30 protein-coding genes are annotated in these 25,525 nt (G+C 67.5%); 10 read left to right on the top strand and 20 right to left on the bottom strand.

Going from position 1 to position 25,525, the window contains the following annotated elements:
- The first annotated feature begins 259 nt into the window (after positions 1-259).
- A complete protein-coding gene (locus TPR58_RS19775) occupies positions 260-673 on the top strand; it encodes a hypothetical protein (RefSeq protein ID WP_346248481.1) in 414 nt (137 codons plus the stop codon).
- A gap of 24 nt (positions 674-697) precedes the next feature.
- Here the strand turns inward: TPR58_RS19775 and gatB are convergent, their stop codons facing one another.
- The 5 genes from gatB to TPR58_RS19750 are packed head-to-tail and all read right to left on the bottom strand — an operon-like array spanning position 698 to position 6,000.
- Positions 698-2,200, bottom strand: a complete 1,503-nt coding sequence (gatB, locus tag TPR58_RS19770; RefSeq protein ID WP_346248480.1) for an Asp-tRNA(Asn)/Glu-tRNA(Gln) amidotransferase subunit GatB — start codon at positions 2,198-2,200, stop codon at positions 698-700.
- Positions 2,197-2,358 carry a hypothetical protein gene (locus TPR58_RS19765; RefSeq protein ID WP_346248479.1) on the bottom strand — a complete coding sequence of 54 codons (162 nt, stop codon included), beginning with the start codon at positions 2,356-2,358 and terminating at the stop codon, positions 2,197-2,199. Before TPR58_RS19765 ends, gatB begins: the two co-directional genes overlap by 4 nt.
- Before the next feature lies 1 nt (position 2,359).
- Complete coding sequence (gene gatA, locus TPR58_RS19760) at positions 2,360-3,859, bottom strand: Asp-tRNA(Asn)/Glu-tRNA(Gln) amidotransferase subunit GatA (RefSeq protein ID WP_346248478.1); 1,500 nt, start codon at positions 3,857-3,859, stop codon at positions 2,360-2,362.
- Entirely contained in the window at positions 3,856-4,143 is a 288-nt protein-coding gene (gene gatC, locus TPR58_RS19755) for an Asp-tRNA(Asn)/Glu-tRNA(Gln) amidotransferase subunit GatC (RefSeq protein WP_110149025.1), read from the bottom strand. The genes gatA and gatC overlap by 4 nt, the downstream gene beginning before the upstream one ends.
- A gap of 54 nt (positions 4,144-4,197) precedes the next feature.
- The gene (locus TPR58_RS19750) at positions 4,198-6,000 is read right to left on the bottom strand and encodes a DUF4153 domain-containing protein (RefSeq protein WP_346248477.1); all 1,803 of its coding nucleotides are present in this window, start codon (positions 5,998-6,000) and stop codon (positions 4,198-4,200) included.
- A 181-nt stretch (positions 6,001-6,181) separates the two neighbouring features.
- Between TPR58_RS19750 and TPR58_RS19745 the strand changes: the two genes are divergently transcribed.
- From TPR58_RS19745 to TPR58_RS19725, 5 genes are all read left to right on the top strand, one after another.
- On the top strand, positions 6,182-7,309 hold the full coding sequence (locus tag TPR58_RS19745) for a DUF3089 domain-containing protein (RefSeq protein ID WP_346248476.1): 1,128 nt from the start codon (positions 6,182-6,184) through the stop codon (positions 7,307-7,309).
- The gene (gene ruvX, locus TPR58_RS19740; protein WP_346248475.1) at positions 7,306-7,767 is read left to right on the top strand and encodes a Holliday junction resolvase RuvX; all 462 of its coding nucleotides are present in this window, start codon (positions 7,306-7,308) and stop codon (positions 7,765-7,767) included. Before TPR58_RS19745 ends, ruvX begins: the two co-directional genes overlap by 4 nt.
- Positions 7,768-7,816: 49 nt before the next feature.
- On the top strand, positions 7,817-8,806 hold the full coding sequence (locus tag TPR58_RS19735; RefSeq protein ID WP_346248474.1) for an aspartate carbamoyltransferase catalytic subunit: 990 nt from the start codon (positions 7,817-7,819) through the stop codon (positions 8,804-8,806).
- Positions 8,803-10,017: a dihydroorotase gene (locus tag TPR58_RS19730; RefSeq protein ID WP_346248473.1), complete on the top strand. Its 1,215-nt coding sequence runs from the start codon at positions 8,803-8,805 to the stop codon at positions 10,015-10,017. The genes TPR58_RS19735 and TPR58_RS19730 overlap by 4 nt, the downstream gene beginning before the upstream one ends.
- A gap of 190 nt (positions 10,018-10,207) precedes the next feature.
- Positions 10,208-10,768, top strand: a complete 561-nt coding sequence (locus tag TPR58_RS19725) for a 3'-5' exonuclease (protein ID WP_346248472.1) — start codon at positions 10,208-10,210, stop codon at positions 10,766-10,768.
- 53 nt (positions 10,769-10,821) lie between these two features.
- Here the strand turns inward: TPR58_RS19725 and grxD are convergent, their stop codons facing one another.
- The 12 genes from grxD to TPR58_RS19665 all read right to left on the bottom strand — a co-directional run bounded on the left by grxD (position 10,822) and on the right by TPR58_RS19665 (position 19,416).
- Positions 10,822-11,151: a Grx4 family monothiol glutaredoxin gene (gene grxD / locus TPR58_RS19720; protein WP_346248471.1), complete on the bottom strand. Its 330-nt coding sequence runs from the start codon at positions 11,149-11,151 to the stop codon at positions 10,822-10,824.
- A 5-nt stretch (positions 11,152-11,156) separates the two neighbouring features.
- On the bottom strand, positions 11,157-11,399 hold the full coding sequence (locus tag TPR58_RS19715) for a BolA family protein (RefSeq protein ID WP_346248470.1): 243 nt from the start codon (positions 11,397-11,399) through the stop codon (positions 11,157-11,159).
- A 1-nt stretch (position 11,400) separates the two neighbouring features.
- Positions 11,401-11,724, bottom strand: a complete 324-nt coding sequence (locus tag TPR58_RS19710) for a DUF1476 domain-containing protein (RefSeq protein ID WP_346248469.1) — start codon at positions 11,722-11,724, stop codon at positions 11,401-11,403.
- Between the two features lie 145 nt (positions 11,725-11,869).
- Positions 11,870-12,871: an NADPH:quinone oxidoreductase family protein gene (locus TPR58_RS19705; RefSeq protein WP_346248468.1), complete on the bottom strand. Its 1,002-nt coding sequence runs from the start codon at positions 12,869-12,871 to the stop codon at positions 11,870-11,872.
- Positions 12,834-13,463: a 3-isopropylmalate dehydratase small subunit gene (gene leuD, locus TPR58_RS19700; protein WP_346248466.1), complete on the bottom strand. Its 630-nt coding sequence runs from the start codon at positions 13,461-13,463 to the stop codon at positions 12,834-12,836. The genes TPR58_RS19705 and leuD overlap by 38 nt, the downstream gene beginning before the upstream one ends.
- A gap of 2 nt (positions 13,464-13,465) precedes the next feature.
- Positions 13,466-14,314 carry an N-acyl homoserine lactonase family protein gene (locus TPR58_RS19695; protein ID WP_346248465.1) on the bottom strand — a complete coding sequence of 283 codons (849 nt, stop codon included), beginning with the start codon at positions 14,312-14,314 and terminating at the stop codon, positions 13,466-13,468.
- A 112-nt stretch (positions 14,315-14,426) separates the two neighbouring features.
- Positions 14,427-14,576, bottom strand: coding sequence for a hypothetical protein (locus TPR58_RS19690; protein ID WP_346248464.1), 150 nt, complete (start codon positions 14,574-14,576; stop codon positions 14,427-14,429).
- Positions 14,577-14,589: 13 nt separating this feature from the next.
- Positions 14,590-16,029 (bottom strand): 3-isopropylmalate dehydratase large subunit, encoded by a 1,440-nt coding sequence (gene leuC, locus TPR58_RS19685; RefSeq protein WP_346248463.1) that lies wholly within the window; start codon positions 16,027-16,029, stop codon positions 14,590-14,592.
- A gap of 93 nt (positions 16,030-16,122) precedes the next feature.
- Positions 16,123-16,803, bottom strand: a complete 681-nt coding sequence (locus TPR58_RS19680) for a ferritin-like domain-containing protein (RefSeq protein WP_346248462.1) — start codon at positions 16,801-16,803, stop codon at positions 16,123-16,125.
- A gap of 66 nt (positions 16,804-16,869) precedes the next feature.
- Positions 16,870-17,517, bottom strand: coding sequence for a 3-oxoacid CoA-transferase subunit B (locus TPR58_RS19675; RefSeq protein WP_346248461.1), 648 nt, complete (start codon positions 17,515-17,517; stop codon positions 16,870-16,872).
- A gap of 31 nt (positions 17,518-17,548) precedes the next feature.
- Positions 17,549-18,709 carry a 5'-nucleotidase, lipoprotein e(P4) family gene (locus tag TPR58_RS19670; protein WP_346248460.1) on the bottom strand — a complete coding sequence of 387 codons (1,161 nt, stop codon included), beginning with the start codon at positions 18,707-18,709 and terminating at the stop codon, positions 17,549-17,551.
- Positions 18,709-19,416 (bottom strand): CoA transferase subunit A, encoded by a 708-nt coding sequence (locus TPR58_RS19665; RefSeq protein ID WP_346248459.1) that lies wholly within the window; start codon positions 19,414-19,416, stop codon positions 18,709-18,711. Before TPR58_RS19665 ends, TPR58_RS19670 begins: the two co-directional genes overlap by 1 nt.
- A 273-nt stretch (positions 19,417-19,689) precedes the next feature.
- Between TPR58_RS19665 and TPR58_RS19660 the strand changes: the two genes are divergently transcribed.
- Positions 19,690-20,226: an outer membrane protein gene (locus TPR58_RS19660; RefSeq protein ID WP_346248458.1), complete on the top strand. Its 537-nt coding sequence runs from the start codon at positions 19,690-19,692 to the stop codon at positions 20,224-20,226.
- A 54-nt stretch (positions 20,227-20,280) separates the two neighbouring features.
- Here the strand turns inward: TPR58_RS19660 and TPR58_RS19655 are convergent, their stop codons facing one another.
- From TPR58_RS19655 to ypfJ, 3 genes are read right to left on the bottom strand one after another with little or no spacing between them, the layout of a single operon-like run.
- Complete coding sequence (locus TPR58_RS19655; RefSeq protein WP_346248457.1) at positions 20,281-21,036, bottom strand: tetratricopeptide repeat protein; 756 nt, start codon at positions 21,034-21,036, stop codon at positions 20,281-20,283.
- On the bottom strand, positions 21,015-21,764 hold the full coding sequence (locus TPR58_RS19650) for an alpha/beta fold hydrolase (protein ID WP_346248456.1): 750 nt from the start codon (positions 21,762-21,764) through the stop codon (positions 21,015-21,017). Before TPR58_RS19650 ends, TPR58_RS19655 begins: the two co-directional genes overlap by 22 nt.
- Before the next feature lie 60 nt (positions 21,765-21,824).
- Positions 21,825-22,691: a KPN_02809 family neutral zinc metallopeptidase gene (gene ypfJ / locus TPR58_RS19645; protein WP_346248455.1), complete on the bottom strand. Its 867-nt coding sequence runs from the start codon at positions 22,689-22,691 to the stop codon at positions 21,825-21,827.
- Positions 22,692-22,860: 169 nt separating this feature from the next.
- Between ypfJ and TPR58_RS19640 the strand changes: the two genes are divergently transcribed.
- The 3 genes from TPR58_RS19640 to TPR58_RS19630 are packed head-to-tail and all read left to right on the top strand — an operon-like array spanning position 22,861 to position 25,484.
- The gene (locus TPR58_RS19640) at positions 22,861-23,991 is read left to right on the top strand and encodes a patatin-like phospholipase family protein (RefSeq protein ID WP_346248454.1); all 1,131 of its coding nucleotides are present in this window, start codon (positions 22,861-22,863) and stop codon (positions 23,989-23,991) included.
- A gap of 30 nt (positions 23,992-24,021) precedes the next feature.
- Positions 24,022-24,807: a 3-hydroxybutyrate dehydrogenase gene (locus tag TPR58_RS19635; RefSeq protein ID WP_346248452.1), complete on the top strand. Its 786-nt coding sequence runs from the start codon at positions 24,022-24,024 to the stop codon at positions 24,805-24,807.
- 47 nt (positions 24,808-24,854) lie between these two features.
- Positions 24,855-25,484, top strand: coding sequence for a DUF4893 domain-containing protein (locus tag TPR58_RS19630; RefSeq protein WP_346248451.1), 630 nt, complete (start codon positions 24,855-24,857; stop codon positions 25,482-25,484).
- Positions 25,485-25,525: the final 41 nt, after the last annotated feature.

The following is a 25,525-nucleotide window of genomic DNA, read 5'->3' as shown; positions in this document are numbered from 1 at the left end:
TGGCCGCCTCAAGCATTTCCGGCGCTTTGCCACACGATATGATCGTCGCTCTATCCACTTCGCCGGCTTTATCCATCTCGCCGCCGCCATGATCTGGTTACGTTGAATGTCGATCCGCGCTAGGATTCACCTTCATCCGCCTGCTCGAACGGTCGGGCTTGGCCTGGAACGTCCGGACGCCCGAGCGGCTGCCGCCGCGCAGCGAACTGGTCGCGCTGTGAGCGGCACAGCCTCGAGGTGCCTTCCCGGGTGGACGACGGTGCCGATCGCGCTGATCGCGTCTTCGGTGTGTGCGACTGCCCTGCTCACCTGGTTCGTCGGCGTGCCGCAGCTTTACCCACTGATCGGCTTTCTCGTGCTGCTCATGGGATTTGTGATCGGACTACCGATCTATCATGTCTCGAGGCGTGACGGGCGTCGGGGTTGGCGCAACGCCGTCCTGGCGGGAACGGTCGCTGGCGCCCTCCTCGTCAGCGGGACGATCTTGGACCCCGAGGCATGGCCGGTGCTGTTCACGATGGGCGGGGGCGGTGCCTTGGCTGGGACGGTCTTCCATGCCGTGATCGTTACCGCTGGATCGCCCGACACGGGGCTGCCCGCACGAACCGGCGCCGCGCTGGGCATTGCGTGCGTCAGCGTGATTGCGGCGCTGGAGAGCAGCGCACGGTTCTAAGGCCGGTCGACGCGGCGCCGGGCCTTAGCCCAGCGCCTTCTTCAGCAGCTCGTTGACCACCGCCGGATTGGCCTTGCCCGCCATCGCCTTCATCGTCTGGCCAACGAAGAAGCCGAACAGGGCTTCCTTGCCGCCGCGATACTGTTCCAGCTGGTTCGGGTTCTTGGCCATGACCTCGGCGATCACCGCCTCGATCGCGCCGGTGTCGCTGGTCTGCTTCAGCCCGCGCTCCTCGACGATCTTCCCGGCGCCGTCGCCAGTCTCGAGCATGATCTCGAACACCTGCTTGGCCAGCGGGCCCGAGAGCGTGCCGTCGGCGGCGAGCGCCAGCAGTTCGGCGCCCTGCACCGGGCTGACCGGGCTGGTGTCGAGATCCTTGCCGAGGCGGTTGAGCGCACCGTACAGGTCGGACAGCAGCCAGTTGGCGCTGGCGCGGGCGACTTCCTGCTCGCCCTTGCCCTGGATCCGCGCGCCTTCGGCCAGCAGCGCCTCGAACCAGCGGGCGGTGTCGGCGTCGGCGGTCAGCACCGCGGCGTTATAGGCGGTCAGGCCCAGGTCGCTTTCGTAGCGGCGACGCTTGGCGTCGGGCAATTCGGGCAGGCTGGCGCGGCATTCCTCGAGGAAGCTGTCGTCCAGTTCGAGCGGCAGCAGGTCGGGATCGGGGAAGTAGCGATAGTCGTGCGCGTCTTCCTTCGAGCGCATCGAGCGGGTCGTGCCGGTGTCCGGATCGAACAGGCGCGTTTCCTGGACGACGCGGCCGCCGCCCTCGATCAGCTCGACCTGGCGCTTCGCCTCGGTCTCGATCGCCTGCATCACGAAGCGGACCGAGTTGACGTTCTTCGTCTCGGTGCGGGTACCCAGTTCGTCGCCGGGCTTGCGCACGCTGACGTTGACGTCGGCACGCATCGAGCCCTGGTCCATGTTGCCGTCGCACGAGCCGACATAGCGCAGGATCGAGCGCAGCTTGCTGAGATAGGCGCCCGCCTCCTGCGGCGAGCGCATGTCGGGACGCGAGACGATCTCCATCAGCGCAACACCGGCGCGGTTGAGATCGACATAGGAGCGGTTCGGATGCTGGTCGTGCATCAGCTTGCCGGCGTCCTGCTCGACATGGATCCGCTCGATGCCGATCGTCTTGACCTCGGCATCGGGATTCTTCTCGTCCAGGCTGATGTCCAGCGCCCCCTCGCCCACCAGCGGGTGGTAGAGCTGGCTGATCTGATAGCCCTGCGGCAGATCGGCGTAGAAATAATTCTTGCGGTCGAAGCGCGACCATTTGTTGACCACCGCACCCAGCGCGATGCCGGTGCGGACCGCCTGGCGGATGCACTCGGCGTTCGGGGTCGGCAGCATGCCGGGCATCGCCGCGTCGATCAGGCTGACCTGGCTGTTCGGCTCGGCACCGAACGCGGTCGATGCGCCCGAGAACAGCTTGGCGTTGGACGTGACCTGGGCATGGACTTCCAGGCCGATCACGACCTCCCATTCGCCGGTTGCGCCATGAACGCGGTAGGTTGATTCGGTCATCTTGCGCTCTTCTTCGTTCGTTTGCGGCGTCCTTGCCGCAATATGGCTTCGCTCGGACCACCCCTGCCCGCCGGGCGCCGCTTGCCGCGCTTGCCCTTGAACAGCTCGACGATCGCTTCGCCGATCAGCTGGCCGACGATGTCGCCGAGCCAGCTCATCCTACCACCAGGCGTCGGGCCGGGCGGTGAAGCCCGCGCGTTGTTCGAGCGCCAGGCCCGCGTTCAGCACGCCCTGCTCGTCGAGCGGACGGCCGATGACCTGAAGACCGAGCGGCAGCCCGTCCTTGTCGAGGCCGCCGGGCACCGACATGGCGGGCAGGCCCGCCAGGCTGGACGGTACGGTGAACACATCGTTGAGGTACATGGCGATCGGATCGGCCGATTTCTCGCCCAGCGCGAAGGCGGCGCTCGGCGCGGTCGGCGTCAGCAGATAGTCGCACACCGTCCAGGCATTCTCGAAATCGCGCGCGATCAGCGCCCGCACCTTCTGCGCCTGGGTGTAATAGGCGTCGTAGAAGCCGGCCGAGAGCACATAGGTGCCGATCAGGATGCGGCGCTTGACCTCGTCGCCGAAGCCGGCGGCACGCGTCGCCGCGTACATCTCGTCGAGCGGCTTATCGGTCTTCAGTTGCTCGGGCAGCTCGCGCAGGCCGTAGCGCACGCCGTCATAGCGCGCGAGGTTGGACGAGGCCTCCGCCGGCGCGATGATGTAATAGGCCGGCAGCGCATATCTGGTGTGCGGCAGCGAGACCTCGACGATCTCGGCGCCGGCATCCTTCATCCACGCGATGCCGCGTTCCCACAGGTCGGCAATGTCCTGCGGCATGCCGTCGACGCGATATTCCCTGGGAATGCCGATCCGCTTGCCGGTCATGTCGGGCGAGAGGCCCGCTTCCCACTGCGGCACCGGCAGGTTCAGCGACGTCGAATCCTTCGCGTCGAACCCGGCCATCGCCTCGAGCATGATCGCGCAGTCGCGCACGTCGCGCGCCATCGGCCCGGCCTGGTCGAGCGACGAGGCGAAGGCGACGACGCCCCAGCGCGAGCAGCGGCCATAGGTCGGCTTGATGCCCGAAATGCCGGTGAAGGCGGCGGGCTGGCGGATCGAGCCGCCGGTGTCGGTGCCGGTCGCCGCCGGGCACAGGCGCGCCGCGATCGCCGACGAACTGCCGCCCGACGATCCGCCCGGCGCCAGCGGCGCGTTGCCGCCGTCGCTGCGCCGCCAGGGCGAGATGACGTTGCCGAAATAGCTGGTCTCGTTCGACGAGCCCATCGCGAACTGGTCGAGGTTGAGCTTGCCGAGCATGCCGGCACCCGCATCCCACAATTTCTGCGAGACGGTCGATTCATAGACCGGCTTGAACCCCTCCAGCATATGGCTGGCGGCAGTGGTCTGGACGCCCTTGGTCGCGAACAGGTCCTTCATGCCGATCGGCACGCCGGCCAGCGGCTTCGGCGCCTCGCCCTTCGCACGCGCCTCGTCCGCGGCCGTCGCGGCGGCGATTGCGTGGTCGGGCGTCTCGACGATGAAGGCGTTCAGCGCCTTTGCGCCGCCGACCTTCGCGATGAAGGCATCGGCAACTTCGCGCGCCGAGAAATCGCCGCCACGGAAGCCGTCGCGGATGCCCGCAACGCCCAGATCGGTCAGATCGCGGCTCATTCGACCACCTTCGGCACGGTGAAGAAACCATGCTCGCCCTGCGGCGCGTTCTGCAGCACGGCGTCGCGCTGATTGCCCTCGGTCACCACATCGGCGCGCAGGCGCAGCGTATTGGGGATGACGGCGGTCATCGGCTCGACCGACGAGGTGTCGACCTCGCCGAGCTGCTCGATCCAGCCGAGGATGTTGTTGAGTTCTGGCACGAGCCGGTCGGCATCGGCATCGCTGATCGCGATCCGGGCCAGGCTCGCGACCTTTTTCACGGTGGCGGTATCTACGGACATGGGGCCGCGCCTAGCAGTCGCGGCCCCATCGCATCAAGCACCGGTTGCGCAAACTCACTCGAAAGCGTCGCCCACCGGCACGCCGCCGACAAAGACCTGGCGCCGCTGAACCGGGCGGACCTCGATCTTGCCGTCGCGATAACCCGTGTCTCGCGCTGCCGAACGAGCAGCGGGAGGTCGAGCGAGGCGTGATTCAGGCGCCTGCCAGCGACCTTCCTTGATCGCATAGCGACGGACGCAATAGTCCTCCGACGGGATCACCCCGGGCCCTGTGGACGGGGGCTGCTTCTCATATGGTGCGAAGCAGCTGTTTTCGAACAGCAAGGCCTCGGTGCCACCGGGCATCAGCGACAGCGTGCAGACCTCATGGTCGTTCGGCCCTCGGCACTCGTCGTCATCCGCAATCAGGTTGCGTAGTTCGACCGGGAGGCTGGTGCCTACAGGCAGTATCCGTACGCGGCCCACAAGCCCGTCGCGCCGGGCAAGCTTTTCGTCCTCCTGTTGCACCTGGCTGCGTGTTTCCGCCGCGCCAACCTCGGTCGCCTTGGCGCGGATCGCGGCGTTGGCCGAACGCTTCAGCCGCTCCAGCGCCTTGCGGCCGGGCTCGCCGAATTCGAAGGCCAGCGCGCGCCAGTCGAACCGCTCGACCGGGGTACGACCGGATTCGAGCCTTGCGACCTGATCGCGCGTCGAGATCGCGTTGAAGCTGACCAGCGGAGTCGCCAGCAGCAGGGCGAGACCGCACAAGCCGAAGGCGAGGTTGAGGTTGGCCGGGCGGACATAGGTCGTCCAGTTCAGCCGTCCACGGACCAGCGAGACGAGATAGACCAGGCCATAGGCACAGGCGATGACCACGAAGGTCAGCCCCCAGAGCCGGTCCGGCGTGAAGCCATATTGGCCGATGCGCAGCCCGGTCGCGACTGCGGCGATCACCGCCAGCGGCAGCATCACCAGGGCGAGCCCCATCGCGCCGTAGCGCAGCGGGGGCGAGCGGCGCTCTTCCGCGTCGTCACTGCCAATGACGGCGTTTGCCAGGATCAGCGCGCCGATGATGCAGCCGAGCAGCAGCGGCGTGGTGGCGCGAGTCGCCTCCCACAGCGAGCCGAGCCCGGTGAAGGGCAGCGCGAGAACGAACAGGACCAGTCCGAGCGCAAGGACCGGCGCCAGCACGGCGAGGACGGTCGCCAGCACCCGCTGGAGCAGGTGGACGACGCGGTCATGTTCGCGGAACAGCCCCACCGCACCGCCGAATGCCAGACCGATCAGGCTGCGCCAGAACCAGTTCCGTTCGAGCAGCTCCTTGAGGAAATCCAGCTTGATGAGGTCGAACAATGCCGCGAGCAGGTACATCAGCGCGAAGACCACGCCGACGAACGCCCAGCAGGCGAACCACAGGACGACATTGGTCCAGGCATGGTCGTGCACCGAGGCATAGGGGAAGCGCCGCCGCCCCTCGTCGCGCGCCGCCTGGTACAGCGGCGCGGCGATGGCGATGCCGAGGAACAGGCTGACCGTGCGCCAGCCGTCGCCGCCACTCCAGTCCTGCGGACCGCCATTCCACCAGACGACCAGGCCGGTCAGGACCCCCATTGCCGCCGAGAAAGCGATCGAGGTCCACCACAGCTTGCGCTCGATGGTGAAGGCGACAAGGCCGGCGGTGACGGTGACCGCCGCGACCAGCGCAAGCGTCAGCGCGCTCGGACTGACCCCGTAGAGGGGTTCGTTGCCCAGCAGCAGATGGACGACCAGCCCGGTCGCAAGACCGAGCAGCGCCAGCAGCAAGGGGCGATGCGGCCAGTCGGCATGGCGCGGCGCCTCCTCGATCGGATGGCCCGGCATTGTCGGCGTGTCGTTCATTATCGCCCCTCCTGAACCCGCAGCCTCCCCGATTGAGGCAGGTAAGTAAAATGGATTTGCCATGCAGATCAGATGCAGGCCGGCGCGCGGACAAAGCCGGTTGCATACGCAGCGCCCATGGCTCAGGAGACGGCGGCACCGCGCCGGCGATCGTCCCGCGTCGCATGATGAAGGGTCCCGCTTGGCTCGCAAGTTCCTCTACGCAATCGCGATATTGATCGTGCTCGCGCTTGCCGCGGCCTTCACCTATCGATTCTGGGGCCCGCAACTGATGCGCGCGGCGCTGGTGCCGAGCGCCGAGGTCGTGACGCTGCCGCCGCCCGGCGACTATTCGAACAAGGCGCTGTGGCTCGCGCGGCCCGACATGCCCGGCAATCCCGCGCTGTGGGTGCCCGAGGGCCAGGGCGTCGCGACCGACCCGCCCGCCGCGGTCTTCTTCATCCACCCCACCAGCATGTTCGACGGCAGCCAGTGGAATGCCGCGCTCGACAATGTCGAGGCCAATGCCCGGGCCGAGCTGTTCCTGCGGGCGCAGGCCAGCGCCTTCAACGGCGTCGGCGCGATCTGGGCACCGCGCTATCGCCAGGCGACATTCGGCGCCTTCCTGACGACCAAGGCCGAGGCGGGCAAGGCGCTGGACTTCGCCTATCGCGACGTTCTGGCCGCGTTCGATCAGTTCGTGAAGGAAGCGGGCGATCGCCCGATCATCCTGGCGGGCCACAGCCAGGGCGCGCTGCACCTGTCGCGCATTCTGGTCGATCGGATCGCGGGCAAGCCGATCGCGAAGCGGATCGTCGCGGCCTATGTGGTCGGCTGGCCCGTCTCGATCACCGCCGACCTGCCGCGCATGGGCCTGCCCGCCTGCGCCAGGCCGGATGAGGCGGGGTGCCTGTTGTCGTGGCAAAGCTTCGGCGAGCCCTCGGCCGAGCTGGGCGAGGCGACCGACACCAGCATCGTGACGGATCTGTTCGACGCGAGCGCCGGCTATACCGGCCAGCCTCGCGCCGGCACGCAGATGGTGTGCACCAATCCGCTGACCGGCGCGGCTGGCGGCTCGGCACCGGCAACCGCCAATCTCGGCACGCTGATCCCGACCAAGGACCTCAGCAACGCGACGTTGCAAACGGGCCTCGTCCCCGCGCGCTGCGATGGCCGCGGATTCCTGTTGCTCGGGTCGAACCTGCCGGACATGGGCCCCTACGTCCTGCCCGGCCAGAACTACCACGCGTTCGACTTCAGCCTGTTCTGGGGCAATGTCCGCGCCGATGCCGCGCGGCGCATGGCCGCCTATGGCGCGCGCGCGTCATGATCACCACCGATCGAACGCCCTATCGCGAGGCACTGCCCGAGGGCGGCCGGCTGATCGGCCTGGACGTCGGGACGAAGACGATCGGCACGGCGCTGTGCGATGCCGGATGGAGCTTCGCCTCCCCTGCCCTCCTGATCCGCCGGTCGAAGTTCAGCAAGGACAAGGCAGCGCTGGCGCAGTTGATCGCCGAGCAGCAGGTGAAGGGCATCGTCATCGGCCTGCCGCTGAACCTGGACGGCAGCGATTCGCCGCGGACTCAGTCGACCCGCGCCTTTGCCCGCAACCTCGACGATATGGGCCTGCCGATCTTCCTGTGGGACGAGCGCTGGTCGACGGTCGCGGTCGAGCGCACGCTGATCGAACAGGATGCCAGCCGCGCCAAGCGCGCCGAACTGATCGACAAGATGGCCGCCGCCTATATCCTGCAAGGGGCGATCGACGCGCTGATGGCCGGCTGAGGCGGATCGGCTTGCCACTGCGCGTCCGCGCGATTAACCCGCGCCTTTAATGTCAGCATCCGATCATCGCCCCGCCGCCCAGATCCCGGGCGGCGCCGTCTTCCCGCACCGGCACCTCACCGGCATTGCGGGACTGGAGCCGCACCAGATCCTGTTCCTGCTCGACGAGGCGGAACAATGGGTCGAGGCCAATCGCGACCGCGCCCGCGTCGACAAGAGGCTGGCCGGCCTTACCCAGATCAATGCCTTTTTCGAGAATTCGACGCGCACGCTGCTGTCGTTCGAGATCGCCGGCAAGCGGCTGGGCGCGGACGTCGTCAACATGCATGCCGCCCAGTCGAGCGTGAAGAAAGGCGAGACGCTGATCGACACCGCGGTCACGCTGAACGCGATGCGCGCCGACGTGATCGTGATCCGCCATTCCAGCTCGGGCGCGGTCCAGCTAATCGCCGACAAGGTCGACTGCCCGGTGCTGAATGCGGGTGACGGCTGGCACGAGCATCCGACGCAGGCGCTGCTCGACGCGCTTACCATCCGTCGCCGCCGCGGCAGCATCGCGGGACAGCGCGTCGTGATCTGCGGCGACATCCTGCACAGCCGCGTCGCACGATCGAACATGCTGTCGCTGACCGCGCTCGCCGCAGAGGTGCGCGTGGTCGCACCGTCGACGCTGATGCCGGCAGCGATCGAGCGGATGGGCGTCACGCCCTTCACCAGCTTCGACAAGGCGCTGGACGGCGCCGACGTGGTGATGATGCTGCGCCTTCAGAACGAGCGGATGAACGGCGCCTACATTCCCTCGACGCGCGAATATCACGAGCTGTACGGCCTGACGCCCGAGCGGCTGGAACGCGCCAGGCCCGATGCGCTGGTGATGCACCCCGGTCCGATGAACCGCGGGATCGAGATCACCTCGTCGGTGGCGGACCATCCCGAGCGATCGGCGATCACCGAGCAGGTGGAAATGGGCGTGGCGGTGCGGATGGCCTGCCTCGACGTGCTGACGCGCCGCGAGCGCGGAATCGAGGGCTGGGCATGACGCGGATCTACGCCAACACGCAGGTGCTGGGCGGAGGCGACCGGCTGGCCGTTCGCGGCGACCTCATCGTCGACGCGGCCGAGATGCAGGATGCCGAGACGGTCGATTGCCGCACCCTGGCGCGCGGCGGCGGGATCATCGCGCCGGGCATCATCGACCTGGGCGTGTTCGCCGTCGATCCGGCGGCGTGCCGCGCCGGCGGGATCACCCGCGTCGGGCTGATGCCCGACCAGTCGCCGATCCTCGACGACCCCGGGATCATCCGCCGCGCCGCGCTGATGGGCAAGCCCGAATTGTGGGTCCATCCCCTCGCCGCAGCGACGCGCGGGCTTCAGGGCAAGGATCTGGCCGAGATGGCGATCAACCAGGCGGCCGGGGCGCGCGCGGTAGCGACCGGGCGGCGCGGGATCGCCGATTCGGGAGTCATGCGCAAGGTGCTCGCCTATGCCCGCGACTGCGACCTGACCGTGATCGCCCATGCCGAGGATGCCGGTCTGGCGGGCGACGCGGTCGCGACCGAGGGCGAGACGGCGATGCGGCTGGGCCTGTCCGCGGCGCCCGCGGTGGCCGAGGCGCTGGCGATCGCGCGCGACGTGATGCTGGCCGAGGATACCGGCGCGCGGCTCCATTTCCGCCAGGTCACCACGGCGGCGGGGTTCGACCTGATCCGCCGGGCGAAGGCGCGCGGCGTTGCGGTCACCTGTGGCATCACCCCGGCGCATCTGCTGCTGTCGGACATCGCGGTCTCGGACTTCCGCACCTATGCCCGGCTTTCGCCGCCGCTGCGCGACGAGGCGGATCGCCAGGCCGCGCTTGCGGCGCTGGCGGACGGGACGATCGACGTGCTCGCATCGGGCCACGACCCGCGCGGGCCCGAGGAAAAGCGCCTGCCCTTCGCCGATGCGGAACCCGGCATGTCCGGCGCGGAGACGCTGTTCGCGCTGGGCATGATGCTGGTCCACAACGGCACGATCACGCTGGAGCGGCTGTTCGAGTTGCTCGCCGCCAACCCCGCGCGCGTGCTGGGCATCGATGCGGGCATACTCGCGCCCGGTCGACCGGCCGACTTCATCCTGATCAACCCGACCCTCGCCTGGCAGGTCGACGCCGAGAAGATGGCGGCGAAGGCCGGCAACACGCCGTTCGACGGGACCCCCGTCGAGGGCAAGGTGCTGAAGATGTGGAAGGGCGGGACCGAGATCGGGGGGTAGGCGCAGCGGTCACCGGGACCGCGGTACCGGGGGGCCTGGCCGCCCCAGTCAGACCGTGCGGCAGTGCAGGCGGCTAGCCCGGGGGCAGGACTCGGCGGTTCGACATACACCCTCGGCCCCGGGATTTGCCTCCCGGTAGATCCCGGCACTACGGCCGGGATGACGAACGATAAGGGCGGGACCCGCACACATGACCCACGACCAGTTGCTGATCATAGACTTCGAGGCGACCTGTTCCGACGATGGCGCGGTGCCGCGTGACGAGATGGAGATCATCGAGATCGGCGCGGTGCTGGCGGATGCCGCGACATTCGCCGTCGTGGACGATTTCCAGAGCTTCGTTCGCCCCGTCCGTCATGCGACGCTGACCCCGTTCTGCACGAAGCTGACCACGATAACCCAGGCTGACGTCGAGTCCGCACCCGGATTTGCGGACATGATGTCGGCACTTGATGCCTGGTTACGACCGCATGGCGCGCCGCTATTCTGTTCGTGGGGCGATTATGACCGCAAGCAGCTGCAGCAGGATTGCGCCTATCACGACCTGCCCTACCCGTTCGGCGGAGATCACCTGAACCTGAAGCGCGCGTTCGGGCGGCGCCAGCGGCTGGCCAAGGGGCCGGGCCTGGGGTCCGGACTGAAGATGGCCGGGTTGAGGTTCGAAGGCACCGCGCATCGCGGCATCGACGATGCCCGCAACATGGCGCGGTTGCTGCCCTGGATCTTTGGCGATGCGCGCGTGGCGCGCTGAAGCCGTTCGACACGGCCCGTGCGGGCGGGGATCACCCCGCCCGCGAGGTCGGCTCAGGCAGCCTTGGCGCCCGAATCCGCGAGAAGCTGCGACAGTTCGCCGCTCTCGTACATTTCCATCATGATGTCCGAACCGCCGACGAATTCGCCCTTCACGTAGAGCTGGGGGATGGTCGGCCAGTCGGAGAACGCCTTGATGCCCTGGCGGATGCCCTGGTCCTGCAGCACGTCGACCGTCTCGAACTCGACCTCGAGATGGTTGAGGATCGCGATCGCGCGGCTGGAGAAGCCGCATTGCGGAAAGAGCGGGCTGCCCTTCATGAAGAGCAGGACATTGTTCTTGTCGACCAGTTCCTGGATGCGGGCCTGCACGTCGTCGGTCACGATACTCACTCCTCGGTCGTCGGCGCTTCGGTGGTCAGCTGAAGCGCGTGAAGCACGCCCCCCATCCGGCCGCCGAGCGCGGCATAGACTGCCTGATGCTGGCGAACGCGCGGCATGCCCTTGAACATCGGGCTGACCACGCGCGCAGCGTAATGATCGCCGTCGCCGGCCAGATCGGTGATTTCGACCCGCGCATCGGGGATCCCGGCACGGATCAGTTCCTCGATCTCGGCAGCGGCCATCGGCATGTTACTGGGCTTCCATCAGCTGGCGGCGGGCCTCGACGGTCTGCGCCTCGACCGCGCGGCGGACGGTCGCATCGTCGGTATCGACGCCGGCCGCGAGCAGATCGCCCAGCAGCTTGCGGATGACGTCCTCGTCGCCGGCTTCCTCGAAATCGGCCTGGACGACCGCCTTGGCATAGGCGTCGGTCTCTTCGGGCGTCAGCTTCATCTGAACCGCCGCCCACTGGCCGAGCAGCCGGTTGCGGCGCGCGGTGATGCGAAAGGCCATATCCTCGTCGCGGGCGAACTTCGCCTCGAATGCCTTTTCGCGATCGTCGAACGTGGTCATGGCTACCCCTTGGCTGTGGTTTCGCACGAGATAGGTGGGGGACCGTCGCGAGGCAACCTCCCATCGGAGCAGGCCCGCTTTGCAGATGCTGAGTCATCCAGACGAGGTCAGCCGCCTCCCTCATCCTGAAGACCCGAGCAGGGCGCTATTCTCCCACCGTCACCACCAGCTTTCCGATCGCCCCGCGCGCGGCCATTTTGGCAATCGCCTTGCCGCCATCGGCGAAGGCGAAGGTCTCCGAGACGCGCGGGCCGATGCGGCCTTGCTCCCACAGGCGGAACAGGGTCTCGATATGTGCGGCGTTGGCCTGCGGATCGCGCGCGGCGAAGGCGCCCCAGAAGACGCCGCACACGTCGCAGCTCTTCAGCAGGGTCAGGTTGAGCGGCAGTTTCGGAATGCCCGCGGGGAAGCCGACGACCAGATAGCGCCCCTCCCAGCCGATCGAGCGCAGCGCGGGCTCGGCATAGTCGCCACCGACCGGATCGTAGATGACATCAGCGCCGTTACGGCCGACCGCCGCCTTGAACTGCTCGGCCAGCGCCTTGGACTGCTCCTTGTCGAACGGCCCGCGCGGATAGACGATCGTCTCGTCGGCACCCGCGGCGCGTGCCGCCTCCGCCTTTTCCTCGGACGAGACCGCGGCGACGACGCGGGCGCCATAGGCCTTGCCCAGTTCGATCGCGGCGAGCCCGACGCCGCCCGCCGCGCCCAGCACCAGCAGCGTCTGCCCCGCCTTCAGATGGCCGCGGTCGAGCAATGCGTGGATCGTCGTGCCATAGGTGAGCACCAGCGACGCGCCCTCGGCGAAGCTGCGCCCCTCGGGCAGGCGGAACAGGCGGGCGGCGTCGAGCACGACCTTTTCCGACAGGCCGCCATGACCGGTCATTGCCAGGACCCGGTCGCCGACCGACCAGCCGGTCACGCCTTCGCCGATGCTGTCGATCGTGCCCGAAATCTCGCTGCCCGGGGCGAACGGGCGCGGCGGCTTGAACTGATATTTGTCCTCGATGATCAGGACGTCGGGAAAGTTGATCGAACAGGCCTTCACCGCCACCACGACCTGGCCCGGCCCGGCGACGGGATCGTCGACATCCTCGAGCGTTAGAGTTTCAGGTCCGCCCGGTGCCTTCGACAGCAAAGCCTTCATGTCCGCTCCCAACCGTTATCCACGGGCGAGATTCGGCCACGCCCGTTTCGAATTTCGAAATTGCGGTATCGCGGGCCAAGGTCAAGCCGATCTCGTCCAGCCCCTGCATCAGGCAGTCGCGGCGGAAGGGATCGAGGTCGAACGAGAAACGATCCTGGAACGGGGTGGTGACGGTCATCGTCTCCAGGTCAACGGTGATCTCGCTGTCGCGGGCGACCTCGACCAGCCGGTCGATCGCCTCCTGCGGCAGGACGACGGGAACGATGCCGTTCTTGAACGCATTGCCCGAGAAGATGTCGGAAAAGCTGGGCGCGATCACCGCCTTGATGCCCAGGTCCGCAAGTGCCCAGGCGGCATGTTCGCGGCTCGACCCGCAGCCGAAATTCTCGCCCGCGACCAGGATCGGCGCGCCCGCATAGCGGGGATCGTCGAACAGGTTGCCGGGCTCGGCCCGCACCGTTTCGAACGCGCCCCTGCCCAGTCCCTTGCGGCTGGTCGTCTTCAGCCAGTGCGCCGGGATGATCACATCGGTATCGATGTTCTTGGCGCCCCAGGGATAGGCGCGGCCTTCGACGATGCGGACGGGTTCCATGGTCACTTCGCTTTCGGAATGGCGGGGATCTTGGCGATATCGGCGGGTTCGTGCTGGATCACGATCACCGCCTTCTCCTTCGCGGCCACCGCGCGGAAGCGGTCGCTGGAGGCCAGCGTCTGGACGCGATCGGTGTTGAACACGGGGACGAGGTTCCTGTCGAAACTCTCCTGCGCGTGGAACTGGTCGCCCGACAGCAGCACCGGCGCGCCGCCCGTCACGCGCACCAGCAGCGCGGCATGGCCCGGGGTGTGGCCCGGCATCGTCAGGATCGTCACGCTGCCGTCGCCGAACACGTCATGGTCGCCGGCGAGCTTGATCACCTTCGCGCCCTCGCTCAGCCAGGGCGCGATCGCCTCGCGCCGGCCATCCGCCTTGCCCGACGCCAGCGTCTCGTAATCGGCCTTGCCGATCAGCAGGGTCGAGCCGGGAAAGTCGGCCGCCTGGCCGATATGATCGAAGTGATTGTGGCTGATCCCGACGAACTTCACCTGGGCGGGCGTGACGCCCAGCCGGGCGATCTGCGTCACGATCGTTTCGTCCAGCCGGGATTCGGTGCCTTCCGATTCGGACGGCTTGCCGACCAGCGAACCGCTGAGCCCGGTGTCCCACAACAGCCATTCGTCGCCATGCTTGATCAGGTAGCAGCTGGCTACCAGATCATGCGGCTGGCCGTCATAGTCGCCGCGATCGCTGAACGGCGCGAAATTGGCGAATTTGAGCGACCCGCAATCGACTCGCCACAATCTGACCTCGGCCGCCGCGGCGACGGCGGCAGGCGCGACGGGCGTCGGCACGGAATTGACCGGCGCGGCAAAAGCGACGGCCGCGGCAAGCGCGATCAGACTCATGACAGTCCCTTCCCAAGCAGTACGAGCGACGGATCCGATCCCCGGACCCGCGCGTGCGAGCGACAGGCCGGACCTCCGAACGCTCGTCCGCCGCGAAGCGACGGCAGACCGATCAGTAGAAGGCGCCGGCCTTCGACGAACCGGTCGGTTCGGGCTTGCCGGTGCCATTGGCGTTGGCGGGCCGTGCGGACGCGGCATAGGCCGCCGCCGCACCGGTGAGAATCGTACCTGCGACCAGAAGCACCAATACTCGCTTCATCATGCATCCCCCTTACTCAGGCCGGCCGGGACACCAGGTCCCTGACATCGGTAAGCCGGCCGGTTACTGCCGCTGCCGCGGCCATTGCCGGCGACAGCAGATGCGTCCGGGCACCCGGACCCTGCCTCCCTACAAAATTGCGGTTGGAGGTGGAAGCACAACGTTCGCCGCTGGGCACCTTGTCCGGGTTCATCGCCAGGCACATCGAGCAGCCGGGCTCGCGCCATTCGAATCCCGCCTCGCGGAAGATGCGGTCGAGACCCTCGGCCTCGGCCTGACGCTTCACCAGACCGGACCCCGGGACGATCAGTGCCTGGCGGATACCGTCTGCGACGTGGCGGCCACGCGCGACCTCGGCCGCGGCGCGCAGGTCCTCGATCCGGCTGTTGGTGCAGCTGCCGATGAAGACATGCTCGATCGCAACGTCCTGCATCGCCGTGCCCGGCGCCAGCCCCATATAGTCGAGCGACTTGCGCGCAGCGACACGCTTGGCGGGATCCGCGAAGCTGTCCGGGTCGGGAACGACGCCGGTGATCGGCACCACATCCTCGGGGCTCGTGCCCCAGGTGAGCGACGGCGCGATCTCGCTGGCCGACAGCCGCTCGACCCGGTCATAGACCGCGCCGGTATCGCTGGGCAGCGTGCGCCAATAGGCAAGCGCCTTGTCCCACGCCTCGCCCGTCGGCGCCATCGGCCGGCCCTTGAGATAGTCGAACGTCTTCTCGTCCGGCGCGACGAGCCCGGCGCGCGCACCACCCTCGATCGACATGTTCGAGACGGTCAGCCGCCCCTCGATCGACATGTCGCGGAACACGTCGCCGGTATATTCGATGACATAACCCGTGCCACCGGCCGCGCCGATCCGGCCGATGATCGCCAGGATCACGTCCTTGGGACTGACCGCGAAGCCCAGTGTGCCGTCGACGCGGATTTCCATCGCCTTGGACTGGCGCAGCTGGAGCGTCTGGGTCGCGAAGACATGCTCGACCTCGCTGGTGCCGATGCCGAACGCCAGCGCGCCGAGCGCACCGTGCGCGGCGGTGTGGCTGTCGCCGCACACCAGGGTGGTGCCCGGCAGGGTGAAGCCCTGTTCCGGACCGACGACATGGACGATGCCCTGCTCGGCGGCGATCGCGTCGATATAGCGGATGCCGAATTCGGCCGTGTTGCGCTCCAGCGCGGCGAGCTGCTCGGCGCTTTCGGGATCGACGATCGGCAGGCGGCGTCCCGCCGCGTCGACGCGCGGCGTGGTCGGGACATTATGGTCGGGCACCGCGAGCGTAAGATCGGGCCGGCGCACCCGGCGACCGGCCGCGCGAAGGCCGTCAAACGCCTGGGGGCTGGTGACCTCATGGATCAGGTGGCGGTCGATATAGATCAGGCACGTGCCATCGTCGCGACGTTCGACGACGTGATCGTCCCAAATCTTCTGATACAAGGTGCGCGGGTTCGACATGCCAGCGCTCCTAGTCGAATCGTGCGCGATCGCAAGTCGCACCGCAACTTTCCTTCGCCAGGCGGAGCCATGCGGGCGCCGGTTCAGCCCGGGTCAGGCGGCGTGAGGCACCGCGCTCGCCTGCCGCAGCGGCTCCGCTGCGTCCGCCCAGTCGCTCCGGCGCGCCACCCAGGGATTGAGGAACAGCATAGGCAGCTTCACCAGCAACAGTTCGGAATGGACGAAAGCGTCCACCGCGCGCTCCCACCAGCGCGGATCGCGCCTGCCATTCGCCTTGAGCCAGCCTTCATAGGGCGCCCAGTGACTCGGTTCGTCACGCCGGATGATGCCGAAGATCCGCATCAGCCGCTGGTCGCGGCGGACGATCGGATGGTTCAGCAGGACGTCGACCTGGCGATGTCCGCGCCGCTCGGTCAGCGCTATGACGCGGCACAGCTTCTCGAACTGGGCATCATCGGCGATGATCGCCCGGGTATCGAGCGCGTCGATCGTCCGACGGAACATGATCTCGACGAAGCGGTCGATATGACCGCAGGTCCGGTCGACCTTCAGCGGCATCCGCCCCTGGCGCTCGAACCAGCGGCGAAACATGAGATAATGTTTGCGCTCGTCCGCACGATGCTTCTCGATCGCCGCGATCAGGGCATGATCGTCGGGCGAGCGCGCCCGCACCGCCTCCAGCACCCGGTCGATGCTCGTATAGCCGCGATGCTCGTTATAGAGGTAGATCGACCCGAGCAGGTCCAGATAGCGGCGGCGGAACCAGTCGATCATGACACGACGCTATGCCTCGCGCGGGCATGCGTCAATCGCGCGCCTGCGGCGTCGCCGGGCCGGCCGTCAGGCCGGCGTCAGCGCCTCGTAGCGGGCGGTCGTCCTGGCCGCGACCTCTTCCTCGGTCACGCCCGGCGCGAGCTCGATCAGGCGGAAGGGCGAGTCGTGATCGGGGCGCTGGAACACCGCCAGATCGGTGATGATCATGTCGACCACATTCCGTCCGGTCAGCGGCAGGCTGCACTCCGGGATGAACTTCGGGTCGCCATTCTTGCTGCTGTGCTCCATCACCACGATGATCTTCTTGACCCCGGCGACGAGGTCCATCGCGCCGCCCATGCCCTTGATCATCTTGCCCGGGATCATCCAGTTGGCGATGTCGCCGGTCTCGCTGATCTCCATCGCGCCGAGCACGGTCAGGTCGATATGGCCGCCGCGGATCATCGCGAAGCTCTGCTCCGAGCCGAAATAGACCGAGCTGGGCAGCTCGCTGATCGTCTGCTTGCCGGCATTGATCAGGTCGGGATCCTCCTCGCCCTCATAGGGGAAGGGCCCGATGCCGAGCATGCCGTTTTCCGACTGCAGCGTCACCTCGACCCCGGCCGGGATATGGTTCGCGACCAGGGTGGGAATGCCGATGCCGAGATTGACGTAGAAACCGTCCTCGAGCTCGCGGGCGGCGCGGGCGGCCATGTCGTCGCGGGTCCAGGGCATCAGCGTTTCCTTGCGTTGAGAGTCGATCGAATCATTGCGGCACCGCCGGCGCGGCAGCCGGATCGGGAGCCGGCGCAGGCGCAGACATCGGCGGCTGCTCGCCCGGGTCGGTCCAGCGCTTGTCGCGCGGAAAGACGTCGTCCATCTTCCCGTGGAGGCCGGTGCCGTAGACCGGGTTGGGCAGCAGGAACCAGCCCGATCCCCACATCGCGGCGATCATCGTCTGGCTGGCCATGTTGCGGCGGATCGGCACCGGCACGCCGCCCGGATTGAACAGGTCGGTAAAGTCGCCCAGCTGATCGCCCATCTGGGCGATAACGCAATATCTGGCGGCGATCGCCCAGCGGCGGCTGTCCTTGCCGCTGCGGCCCGGGCCGTCCTCGCGCAGGTACAGCGTGTCGCCGAGCTTCGCCGTCCCCAGCCCGGCCGCCTCGATCGCGGCGACCGTCCGGTCGGCATTGCCGATCGAGCGGTTCGAATTGAACACGACCGTCACGCCCGCGCGCCGCATGCCCTCGATCGCCTCGACCGCTCCGGGCACCGCTGCGACCTGTTCCGCGCCGGTCCGCTCCCAGCGGCGCCAGCGCGCATCGTCATAGCCGGTGCCGCGCACCGCGTCGTCGGCCTCATAGCCGAGGTTCAGCAGGACCGTCTCGTCGACGTCGAACACGACCGCGAGCGGCTTCTTCCCGCACGGCACGAACTTCGGGACTTCCAGCGTGCCCGTCTCGGACAGGATTGTGCTGCGCACGTCCAACCCTGCCTTGCGGTCGGCGACGCGGGCCTGAACATAGCCCCACATCGCCTGATAGGCCTGGATGCTGAGCGCCGCCGCCTCGCCCGAGCCGTAAAGATATTGCATGCCCGGCGGCGGTGTGTCGGCAGGCCGCGCCTGGGGTTGGCCCGCTACGGTCGGCAAGGGCGATCCGGGGCCCGGCAGCGGGCCGTTGACCACGCCGACGATCCGGAACGGCTCGACCTTCGCGCCTTCACCCGGAGCGCTGGCGCCAGGTGTCGGGCTCGGCGAGGGAACGGGGTCCCGCTCGCGCGCGCGCTCGTCGCTGCCGCCGCTGAGGCCCTTCTTCGCCAGCATCCCGCCCGCAGCGACCGGGATCGCAGCCACTGCCGCCACGCAGCCCGACAGGGCGACGCCGGTCAGCAAGGTCATGCCGAGCAGGGCGGCCCGACGCATCAGGCGGTCTCGCGCGGCCGGGTCAGGCGGAACTCGATCTTCTTGTCATAGGGCGACCCGACGATCAGCCGCTTCACATAGATGCCGGGCAGATGGATCTGGTCGGGATCGAGGCTGCCGACGGGGACGACTTCCTCGACCTCGGCGACGCAGACCCTGCCCGCGGTGGCCATGGGCTGGTTGAAGTTGCGCGCGGTCTTGCGGAAGATCAGGTTGCCGCTTTCGTCGGCCTTCCATCCCTTGATGATCGACACGTCGGCGCGGATGCCGCGCTCGAGGATGTAGTCCTCGCCGTCGAAGGTCTTCACTTCCTTCCCCTCGGCGACCTGGGTGCCGACGCCGGTCTTGGTGTAGAAACCGGGAATGCCGGCGCCGCCAGCGCGGCAGCGTTCGGCCAGCGTGCCCTGGGGGCAGAACTCGACCTCGAGCTCGCCCGAGAGATACTGCCGCTCGAATTCCTTGTTCTCGCCCACATAGGAGGAGATCATCTTCCTGACTTGGCGGCTGCGCAGCAGCTTGCCCAGCCCCTCATTGTCGATGCCGGCATTGTTGCTGGCGATGGTCAGGTCCTTGACGCCCGATGCCTGGATCGCGTCGATCAGCCGCTCCGGAATGCCGCACAGGCCGAACCCGCCGGCGCACAGCATCATGCCATCGAACAGCAGCCCTTCCAGCGCTGCTTCGGCGTTCGGATAGAGCTTCTTCATCGTGGCGACTCTCCGGGCTTTCGTTGGCGCCGCGATAGTCGGCCTTCGCCGCCGGGGTCAAGCGAACCCGAATCGGAGTTCAGGTATGTGGCCGCCGCTCATCAATGGCGTTGCGCGCCGATCAAGAGGTGATGCAGTCGAGCAACACTCTCCTATAAACGTCACGCCTGAGTAACTATTGCTCTTTGCGAGCGCGAATAAATCCGTACATCGCGCCCCGGGCCGTCCGGTCCGACACAGAACAAAACCAACAAAAGTCCAAAAGGAACAACTATGCGCATTCTCGCAGCGACGGCGCTTGCCCTCGCAACTGTCGCCACGCCCGCCTTCGCTCAGGACGAAGCTGCCGAGACCTTCACCGGCGTGACCGCAACGGCCATTGTCGGCTACGACAATGTCGAGGACGTCGCTGACGGTGTCGTGTTCGGCGCAGCGCTGGGCTACAACAAGCAGATCAACACCTTCGTCATTGGCGGCGAGGTCGAAGCCACCTTCGCATCCACGAAGGACTGCTATTCCACCTTCTGCAGCGAAGCAGGCCGTGATCTCTATGTGGGCGCGCGCGCCGGCGCTGTGGTCAGCCCGAACGCGATGATCTACGCCAAGGGCGGCTATACCAATGCCCGCATTCGCGAGACGTCGGGTGGCGAGACCGAATATGGCGAGAACTTCGGCGGCTTCCGCCTCGGTGCTGGCGTCGAATATGCGACGGGCAACGGCATGCTGGTTCGCGGCGAATATCGCTATTCCGACTATGACTATGGCGTCACCCGCCAGCAGGTCGTGCTCGGCCTCGGCTACCGCTTCTAAGCCGCAATCGATCCGGTAGAAGGGCCGCGCGGCACCCGCCGCGCGGCCCTTTCCTTACTGCTCGGCGCCGAACTGTTCGAGCGCGACGCGGGCGGCGTTGGCCTGCGGGCTGCCGGGCGCCAGTTCGATCGCGCGCGCCCAGGCGGCGCGAGCGCCCGGCTCGTCCCGCATCAGCGCGGCGACATTGCCGGCCTCGAGCTGGACCGAGGCATCCTCCGGCGAACGGCGTAGCGCTTCTTCGATATGCTTCTTTGCCAGCTGCTGGTCGTTCATCCGTCGTGCGAGCGTCGCCGACAGCAGCCAGGCGAGCGGATCCTCCGCGGCGTCGGTCAGCGCACGGTCGAGGTCGCTGCGGGCGCCGTCATTGTCGCCCAGCGCGACACGTGCCCTGGCGCGGTCGAGATAGGCCTCGCCCAGTGCGAGCCCCGTCAGCGATCCGGACGCAAGCGCGGCATCGAGCGCAGACCGGGCCTTATCGGCCTTGCCCGCACCCAGCCAGGCATTGCCCGCCTGGGCCCAATAGCTCGCAACTCGCGGCTCCTTCACGGTCTCCGCCTCGCGCGCCGCTTCCTCCAGCGCACCGGCAGACGATTCCCACCGCTCCTGATTGGCATAGGCGACGCCGAGACAGACCCGGGCTCGATAGCCGCCGCCTTCGGTGCGCCACTTCGCGGCTTCCTTCTCCCCGGCCACCGGGTCCGCAGCGGTCGCGTCGATGCACTTGTCGAGCCGTGCGTCGAGATCGGTCGCGGCAGGCGCGGGCGCCGACTGCGCCGGGACGGCGGCCATCAGGAAGAGCGTTGCAAGCATGTAATCACGTCCTCGACCCCGCGGATGATGAGCGCGATGTCGGTATCGCGCGAGAGGCGGTGGTCGCCGTCCTTGATGAGCCAGGTCTGCACCTGCGCTGAACGGATCAGCTCGGCCAGGCGCACCGCGCGTTCCCACGGCACTTCCTTGTCCTGCTGCCCCTGGATCAGCCGCACCGGCCCGTCGAAAGCGATCGGGGCGATCATCATCCGGTTCGCCTCGCCCGAGGCCCAGAAGGCGCGCGTCGTGACCGTCGGCTGGTCCGAATAGTCGGACGGCTTTTCGAGGCGACCATGCTGGAGCAAATGGAGTTTCTCGGTCTGGGAGAAGCCCCAGTCGGTGAAATCGGGTGCCGCGGCGATGCCGACCAGGCCGGCGATCCGCTCGGCGCGGGCCTTGGCCGCCATCAGCATTACCCATCCGCCCATCGACGAACCGACCAGTACCACCGGCCCCTCGGTCAGGGTGTCGATCAGGTACAGCGCGTCGTCGCGCCAGCCGGCGAGCGTCTGCTTCTCGAACTCACCCTCGCTGGCGCCGCAGCCGGCATAGTCGAAGCGAAGATAGGCCCGCCCCTGCGACTTGGCCCAATCCTCGAGCGCGACGGCCTTGGTGCCGGTCATGTCCGAGGCATAGCCCGACAGGAAGACGATCGTCGGACCGGTCCCCGGCGTGTGGTGATAGGCGAGGCGAGGTGCCTCGGGCGGTGTGGTATCGGAATCGCTCATACCCCACGGCCTAGCCGAGCCGAGCGGCCCGATCCACCGTCTCTGCCGCGGACACCCCGCTCACACGCCGGTGTTGCACTGTCCCGGATCACCGGTCTCCAGCCCCTTGCGCAACCACTGCATGCGCTGGGCGGACGTGCCGTGGGTGAAACTCTCGGGGCGAACCGTGCCCTGTGCCTGCTTCTGCAGCGTGTCGTCGCCGATCGCGTTCGCCGCGGTCATGCCTTCCTCGATGTCGCCGGGCTCGAGCCGGTTGCGGTTCCGCGCCGCCCAGACGCCGGCATAGCAGTCGGCCTGGAGTTCGAGCTTCACCGACAGGGCGTTGCCTTCGGCTTCGCCGGCGCTGCGCTGCTGGCGGCTGACACGCTCGGTGGTGCCGTACAGTCGCTGGATATGATGGCCGACTTCGTGCGCGATCACATAAGCCTGGGCGAAGTCGCCCTTCGCGCCGAAGCGATTGCCGAGTTCGTCGAAGAAGCCGGTATCGAGATAGACGCCCATGTCCGCCGGGCAATAGAAGGGGCCGACCGTAGAGGACGCAGCGCCGCAACCCGACTGGACATTTCCCTTGTAGAAATTGATCGTAGCAGGCTGATAGCGCTGCCCTTCTTCCTGGAAGATCTTGCCCCAGGTCTGCTCGGTGCTGGCCATCACCTGACACGAGAAGCGCCGCTCGGTCGTGCAGACGGCCGCGCTGCTGCCGCCGCCGGTGCGCGAGCCCTGCTGGCTGCTGCCGCCGCCGAGAATGCTGCCAAGCCCGCCGCCGAACATCATGAAGGCGACGATGCCGAGAATGACGATCGTGCCGATCCCACCGCCGCGCCCGAGCAGCAGCGGCAGGAAGCCCAGCAGGTTCAGGCCACCACCCCCGCCGCCGCTGCCGAGATCGCGGGCGTTGTTGGTCGGATCGAGGTCGTCGAGGCGCATGGCAATCCCCTGCAATGGCGCGTGTCGTTCGTTGATCGCAACAATGCGCGAGCGCGCCAGACGTTGCACGAGGATCGACGACCGAGATGAAGCCGGTGCCGCGACCAGCAAGCGGACATGACGGCAAATTCACTTGCCCCCGCCCGGCCGGGACGCCACATCGCCCGGCATGGCCGATGCAGACACACGTCGACGCTCGACATTGCCCCTTCCCGACTCGGTCGCGCTGGTGCTGCAGGGGGGCGGCGCGCTGGGAAGCTACCAGGCGGGCGTGATCGAGGCACTGGGCGAGGCGCGGATCGAGATCGACTGGGTCGCCGGCATCTCGATCGGCGCGGTCAATGCCGCGCTGGTCGCGGGCAACCCGCCCGAGCGGCGGATGAGCCGGATCAAGGCCTTCTGGGACACGGTGACCAGCGCGCTGCCCAGCTTCCCGCTCCTGTTCGGCGACCATGCCCGCGAATGGGTGCATGAATGGTCGGCCGGGATGGTCGCCGCAACCGGCGTTCCCGGCTTCTTCGCGCCGCGGATGATCCCGCCGGTGCTGGCCGCACCGGGCACGCCCGGCGCACTGAGCTTCTATGATTCCGCACCGCTGGCGGCGACTCTCGATTCTCTGGTCGACTGGGATCTGGTCAATTCGGGCCCGGTGCGCCTGTCGGTCGGCGCGGTCGATATCGGGAACGGCAATTTCCGCTATTTCGATACCGAGCGCGACCGGATCGACGCCCGCCACATTATGGCGTCGGGCGCATTGCCGCCCGGCCTGCCGCCGGTCGAGATCGACGGACGCTATTATTGGGACGGCGGGCTGGTGTCGAACACCCCGCTGATGCACGTGCTCGACAACCAGACGGCGCCGATGCTCGCCTTCCAGGTCGACCTGTTCCCCGCCGCGTCCGAACTGCCCCGCACGATCATGGACGTGATGGCGCGCGAGAAGGAAATCCGCTTCTCCAGCCGCACCCGCGCCCTGTCCAACGAGCGGCTGAAGCTGCGCCGCGAGCGCGAGACGATCCGGCGCATGCTGGCCAAGCTGCCGCCGGAGATGCGCGAAGACCCCGATGTGAAGGCATTGAGCGAGGCGGCGCACGAGCTGCCGCTGAGCCTGGTCCATCTGATCTATCGCGCCAATGCCTGGGAAGGCGGCAGCCGCGACTTCGAATTCTCCGCGCGGTCGATGCGCGAGCATTGGCTGGCGGGACGTGCGGCGGTGAACGAGACCATGGCCAATGCCCAGCTGGTCGCCAGCAACATCCTGGACGGCAAGACCGCCGCCTTCGACCTGACCCATCGTTAAGCCCCCAATCGTCAAGCCACGGAGTAGATCATGTTCCTCAAGGGCAAGTCCGCCATTATCACCGGATCCACCTCGGGCATCGGCCTGGCCTATGCCAAGGCGCTGGCGGCCGAGGGTGCCAGCGTGATGATCAACGGCTTCGGCGATGCCGACGCGATCGAGAAGGAACGCGCCGCGCTGGAAGCAACGCACGGCGTGAAGGCACTGTACGACGCGGCCGACATGACGAAACCCGATCAGATCGCGGCGATGGTCGCCCGTGCCAATGCCGAACTGGGCAGCGTCGACATCGTCATCTCGAACGCCGGCATCCAGCATGTCGCGCCGGTCGAGGAGTTCCCGGTCGAGAAATGGGACGCGGTGATCGCGATCAACCTCAGCTCGACCTTTCACCTGATGCGCGCCGCCGTACCGTTGATGAAGGCGAAGAAATGGGGCCGGATCATCACCACCGCATCCGCGCACAGCCTGGTGGCGAGCCCGAACAAGGCCGCCTATGTCGCCGCCAAGCATGGCATCGCCGGGCTGACCAAGACGGTCGCGCTGGAAACCGCGACGTTCGGCATCACGGTGAACTGCATCTCGCCGGGCTATGTCTGGACCCCGCTGGTCGAGAACCAGATCCCCGACACGATGAAGGCGCGCGGGATGACGCGCGAGCAGGTGATGAACGACGTGCTGCTGGCGGCCCAGCCGACCAAGGCGTTCGTCCATCCCGAACAGGTCGCCGCGCTTGCCCTGTTCCTGTGCCGCGACGAGGCCTCGGCGATCACCGGCGCCAATTACTCGATCGACGGAGGCTGGACCGCGGCCTGATCCGCGGCCACAACGGGGCCATGACAACGCAGGATCGACCGAACCGCATGGCCCACGCTCTTGCCGCAGCAGGCGCGCTGGGGCTGATGCTCACCTCCGGCTGCTCCATCTATCGCGAGGCAACGACCACGACGATTCCCGCGACGTCGAACTGGCGGACGGTTGCAACAGATGCCGACCGCCAGCGGCTGCGCAACTGGCGCAAGGCGTGGGATGAGGCGCTGCCCAAGGCGCAGGCGGCCGATGCCGGGGCGATCGCAGCCGAACCGCTGTTGTTCGATCCCGACCGCGCTCAGGAAAAGGCCGACCTTCCGGTCGGCGACTATCGCTGCCGCACGTTCAAGCTGGGATCGAAGAGCGACATCGTCCGCGACTACACGGCCTATCCCTGGCTTCAGTGCCGAGTGACGCAGCAAGGCGAGGTTCGCGAGCTGGCCCGGCTGGACGGCGAACAGCGGCCGATCGGGCTTGTCTTCCCCGATGGCGACGATCGTAGCGTTTTTCTGGGCACGCTGATGCTGGGCGACGAGACGACCCCGCTGCGCTACGGACTCGACGCCAGTCGCAACATGATCGGCTATATCGACCGCATCGATGCCCGCCGCTGGCGCCTCGTGCTTCCCTATCCCGAGTTCGAATCGACGCTGGACGTGATCGAGCTGGTCCCGGCGACCTGATCCCGCCCGCCCCCCGGCGGGCCTTGCGTTGACAGCACCCG

The organism is Sphingomonas rustica (assembly GCF_039652585.1).
GTDB classification, from domain to species: Bacteria; Pseudomonadota; Alphaproteobacteria; order Sphingomonadales; family Sphingomonadaceae; genus Sphingomonas; species Sphingomonas rustica.
Note: the sequence above shows the minus strand (reverse complement) of the source record. Positions and strands in the feature narration are given on the sequence as shown.

Bases quoted from the DNA above. Each gene is read 5' to 3' on its own strand.
- TPR58_RS19680 (WP_346248462.1), bottom strand. From the start codon at position 16,803: ATGATCGACTGGTTCCGCCGCCGCTATCTGGACCTGCTCGGGTCGATC.
- TPR58_RS19650 (WP_346248456.1), bottom strand. From the start codon at position 21,764: ATGAGCGATTCCGATACCACACCGCCCGAGGCACCTCGCCTCGCCTAT.
- TPR58_RS19705 (WP_346248468.1), bottom strand. From the start codon at position 12,871: ATGAAGGCTTTGCTGTCGAAGGCACCGGGCGGACCTGAAACTCTAACG.
- gatB (WP_346248480.1), bottom strand. From the start codon at position 2,200: ATGACCGAATCAACCTACCGCGTTCATGGCGCAACCGGCGAATGGGAG.
- TPR58_RS19690 (WP_346248464.1), bottom strand. From the start codon at position 14,576: ATGATGAAGCGAGTATTGGTGCTTCTGGTCGCAGGTACGATTCTCACC.
- TPR58_RS19735 (WP_346248474.1), top strand. From the start codon at position 7,817: ATGTCAGCATCCGATCATCGCCCCGCCGCCCAGATCCCGGGCGGCGCC.
- gatC (WP_110149025.1), bottom strand. From the start codon at position 4,143: ATGTCCGTAGATACCGCCACCGTGAAAAAGGTCGCGAGCCTGGCCCGG.
- TPR58_RS19665 (WP_346248459.1), bottom strand. From the start codon at position 19,416: ATGAAGAAGCTCTATCCGAACGCCGAAGCAGCGCTGGAAGGGCTGCTG.
- leuC (WP_346248463.1), bottom strand. From the start codon at position 16,029: ATGTCGAACCCGCGCACCTTGTATCAGAAGATTTGGGACGATCACGTC.
- ypfJ (WP_346248455.1), bottom strand. From the start codon at position 22,691: ATGCGCCTCGACGACCTCGATCCGACCAACAACGCCCGCGATCTCGGC.
- TPR58_RS19765 (WP_346248479.1), bottom strand. From the start codon at position 2,358: ATGAGCTGGCTCGGCGACATCGTCGGCCAGCTGATCGGCGAAGCGATC.
- TPR58_RS19655 (WP_346248457.1), bottom strand. From the start codon at position 21,036: ATGCTTGCAACGCTCTTCCTGATGGCCGCCGTCCCGGCGCAGTCGGCG.
- TPR58_RS19670 (WP_346248460.1), bottom strand. From the start codon at position 18,709: ATGCGTCGGGCCGCCCTGCTCGGCATGACCTTGCTGACCGGCGTCGCC.
- TPR58_RS19725 (WP_346248472.1), top strand. From the start codon at position 10,208: ATGACCCACGACCAGTTGCTGATCATAGACTTCGAGGCGACCTGTTCC.
- TPR58_RS19675 (WP_346248461.1), bottom strand. From the start codon at position 17,517: ATGCCCTGGACCCGCGACGACATGGCCGCCCGCGCCGCCCGCGAGCTC.
- TPR58_RS19730 (WP_346248473.1), top strand. From the start codon at position 8,803: ATGACGCGGATCTACGCCAACACGCAGGTGCTGGGCGGAGGCGACCGG.
- TPR58_RS19695 (WP_346248465.1), bottom strand. From the start codon at position 14,314: ATGAGTCTGATCGCGCTTGCCGCGGCCGTCGCTTTTGCCGCGCCGGTC.
- gatA (WP_346248478.1), bottom strand. From the start codon at position 3,859: ATGAGCCGCGATCTGACCGATCTGGGCGTTGCGGGCATCCGCGACGGC.
- leuD (WP_346248466.1), bottom strand. From the start codon at position 13,463: ATGGAACCCGTCCGCATCGTCGAAGGCCGCGCCTATCCCTGGGGCGCC.
- ruvX (WP_346248475.1), top strand. From the start codon at position 7,306: ATGATCACCACCGATCGAACGCCCTATCGCGAGGCACTGCCCGAGGGC.
- TPR58_RS19640 (WP_346248454.1), top strand. From the start codon at position 22,861: ATGGCCGATGCAGACACACGTCGACGCTCGACATTGCCCCTTCCCGAC.
- TPR58_RS19715 (WP_346248470.1), bottom strand. From the start codon at position 11,399: ATGCCGATGGCCGCTGCCGAGATCGAGGAACTGATCCGTGCCGGGATC.
- TPR58_RS19660 (WP_346248458.1), top strand. From the start codon at position 19,690: ATGCGCATTCTCGCAGCGACGGCGCTTGCCCTCGCAACTGTCGCCACG.
- TPR58_RS19710 (WP_346248469.1), bottom strand. From the start codon at position 11,724: ATGACCACGTTCGACGATCGCGAAAAGGCATTCGAGGCGAAGTTCGCC.
- TPR58_RS19635 (WP_346248452.1), top strand. From the start codon at position 24,022: ATGTTCCTCAAGGGCAAGTCCGCCATTATCACCGGATCCACCTCGGGC.
- TPR58_RS19630 (WP_346248451.1), top strand. From the start codon at position 24,855: ATGGCCCACGCTCTTGCCGCAGCAGGCGCGCTGGGGCTGATGCTCACC.
- TPR58_RS19750 (WP_346248477.1), bottom strand. From the start codon at position 6,000: ATGAACGACACGCCGACAATGCCGGGCCATCCGATCGAGGAGGCGCCG.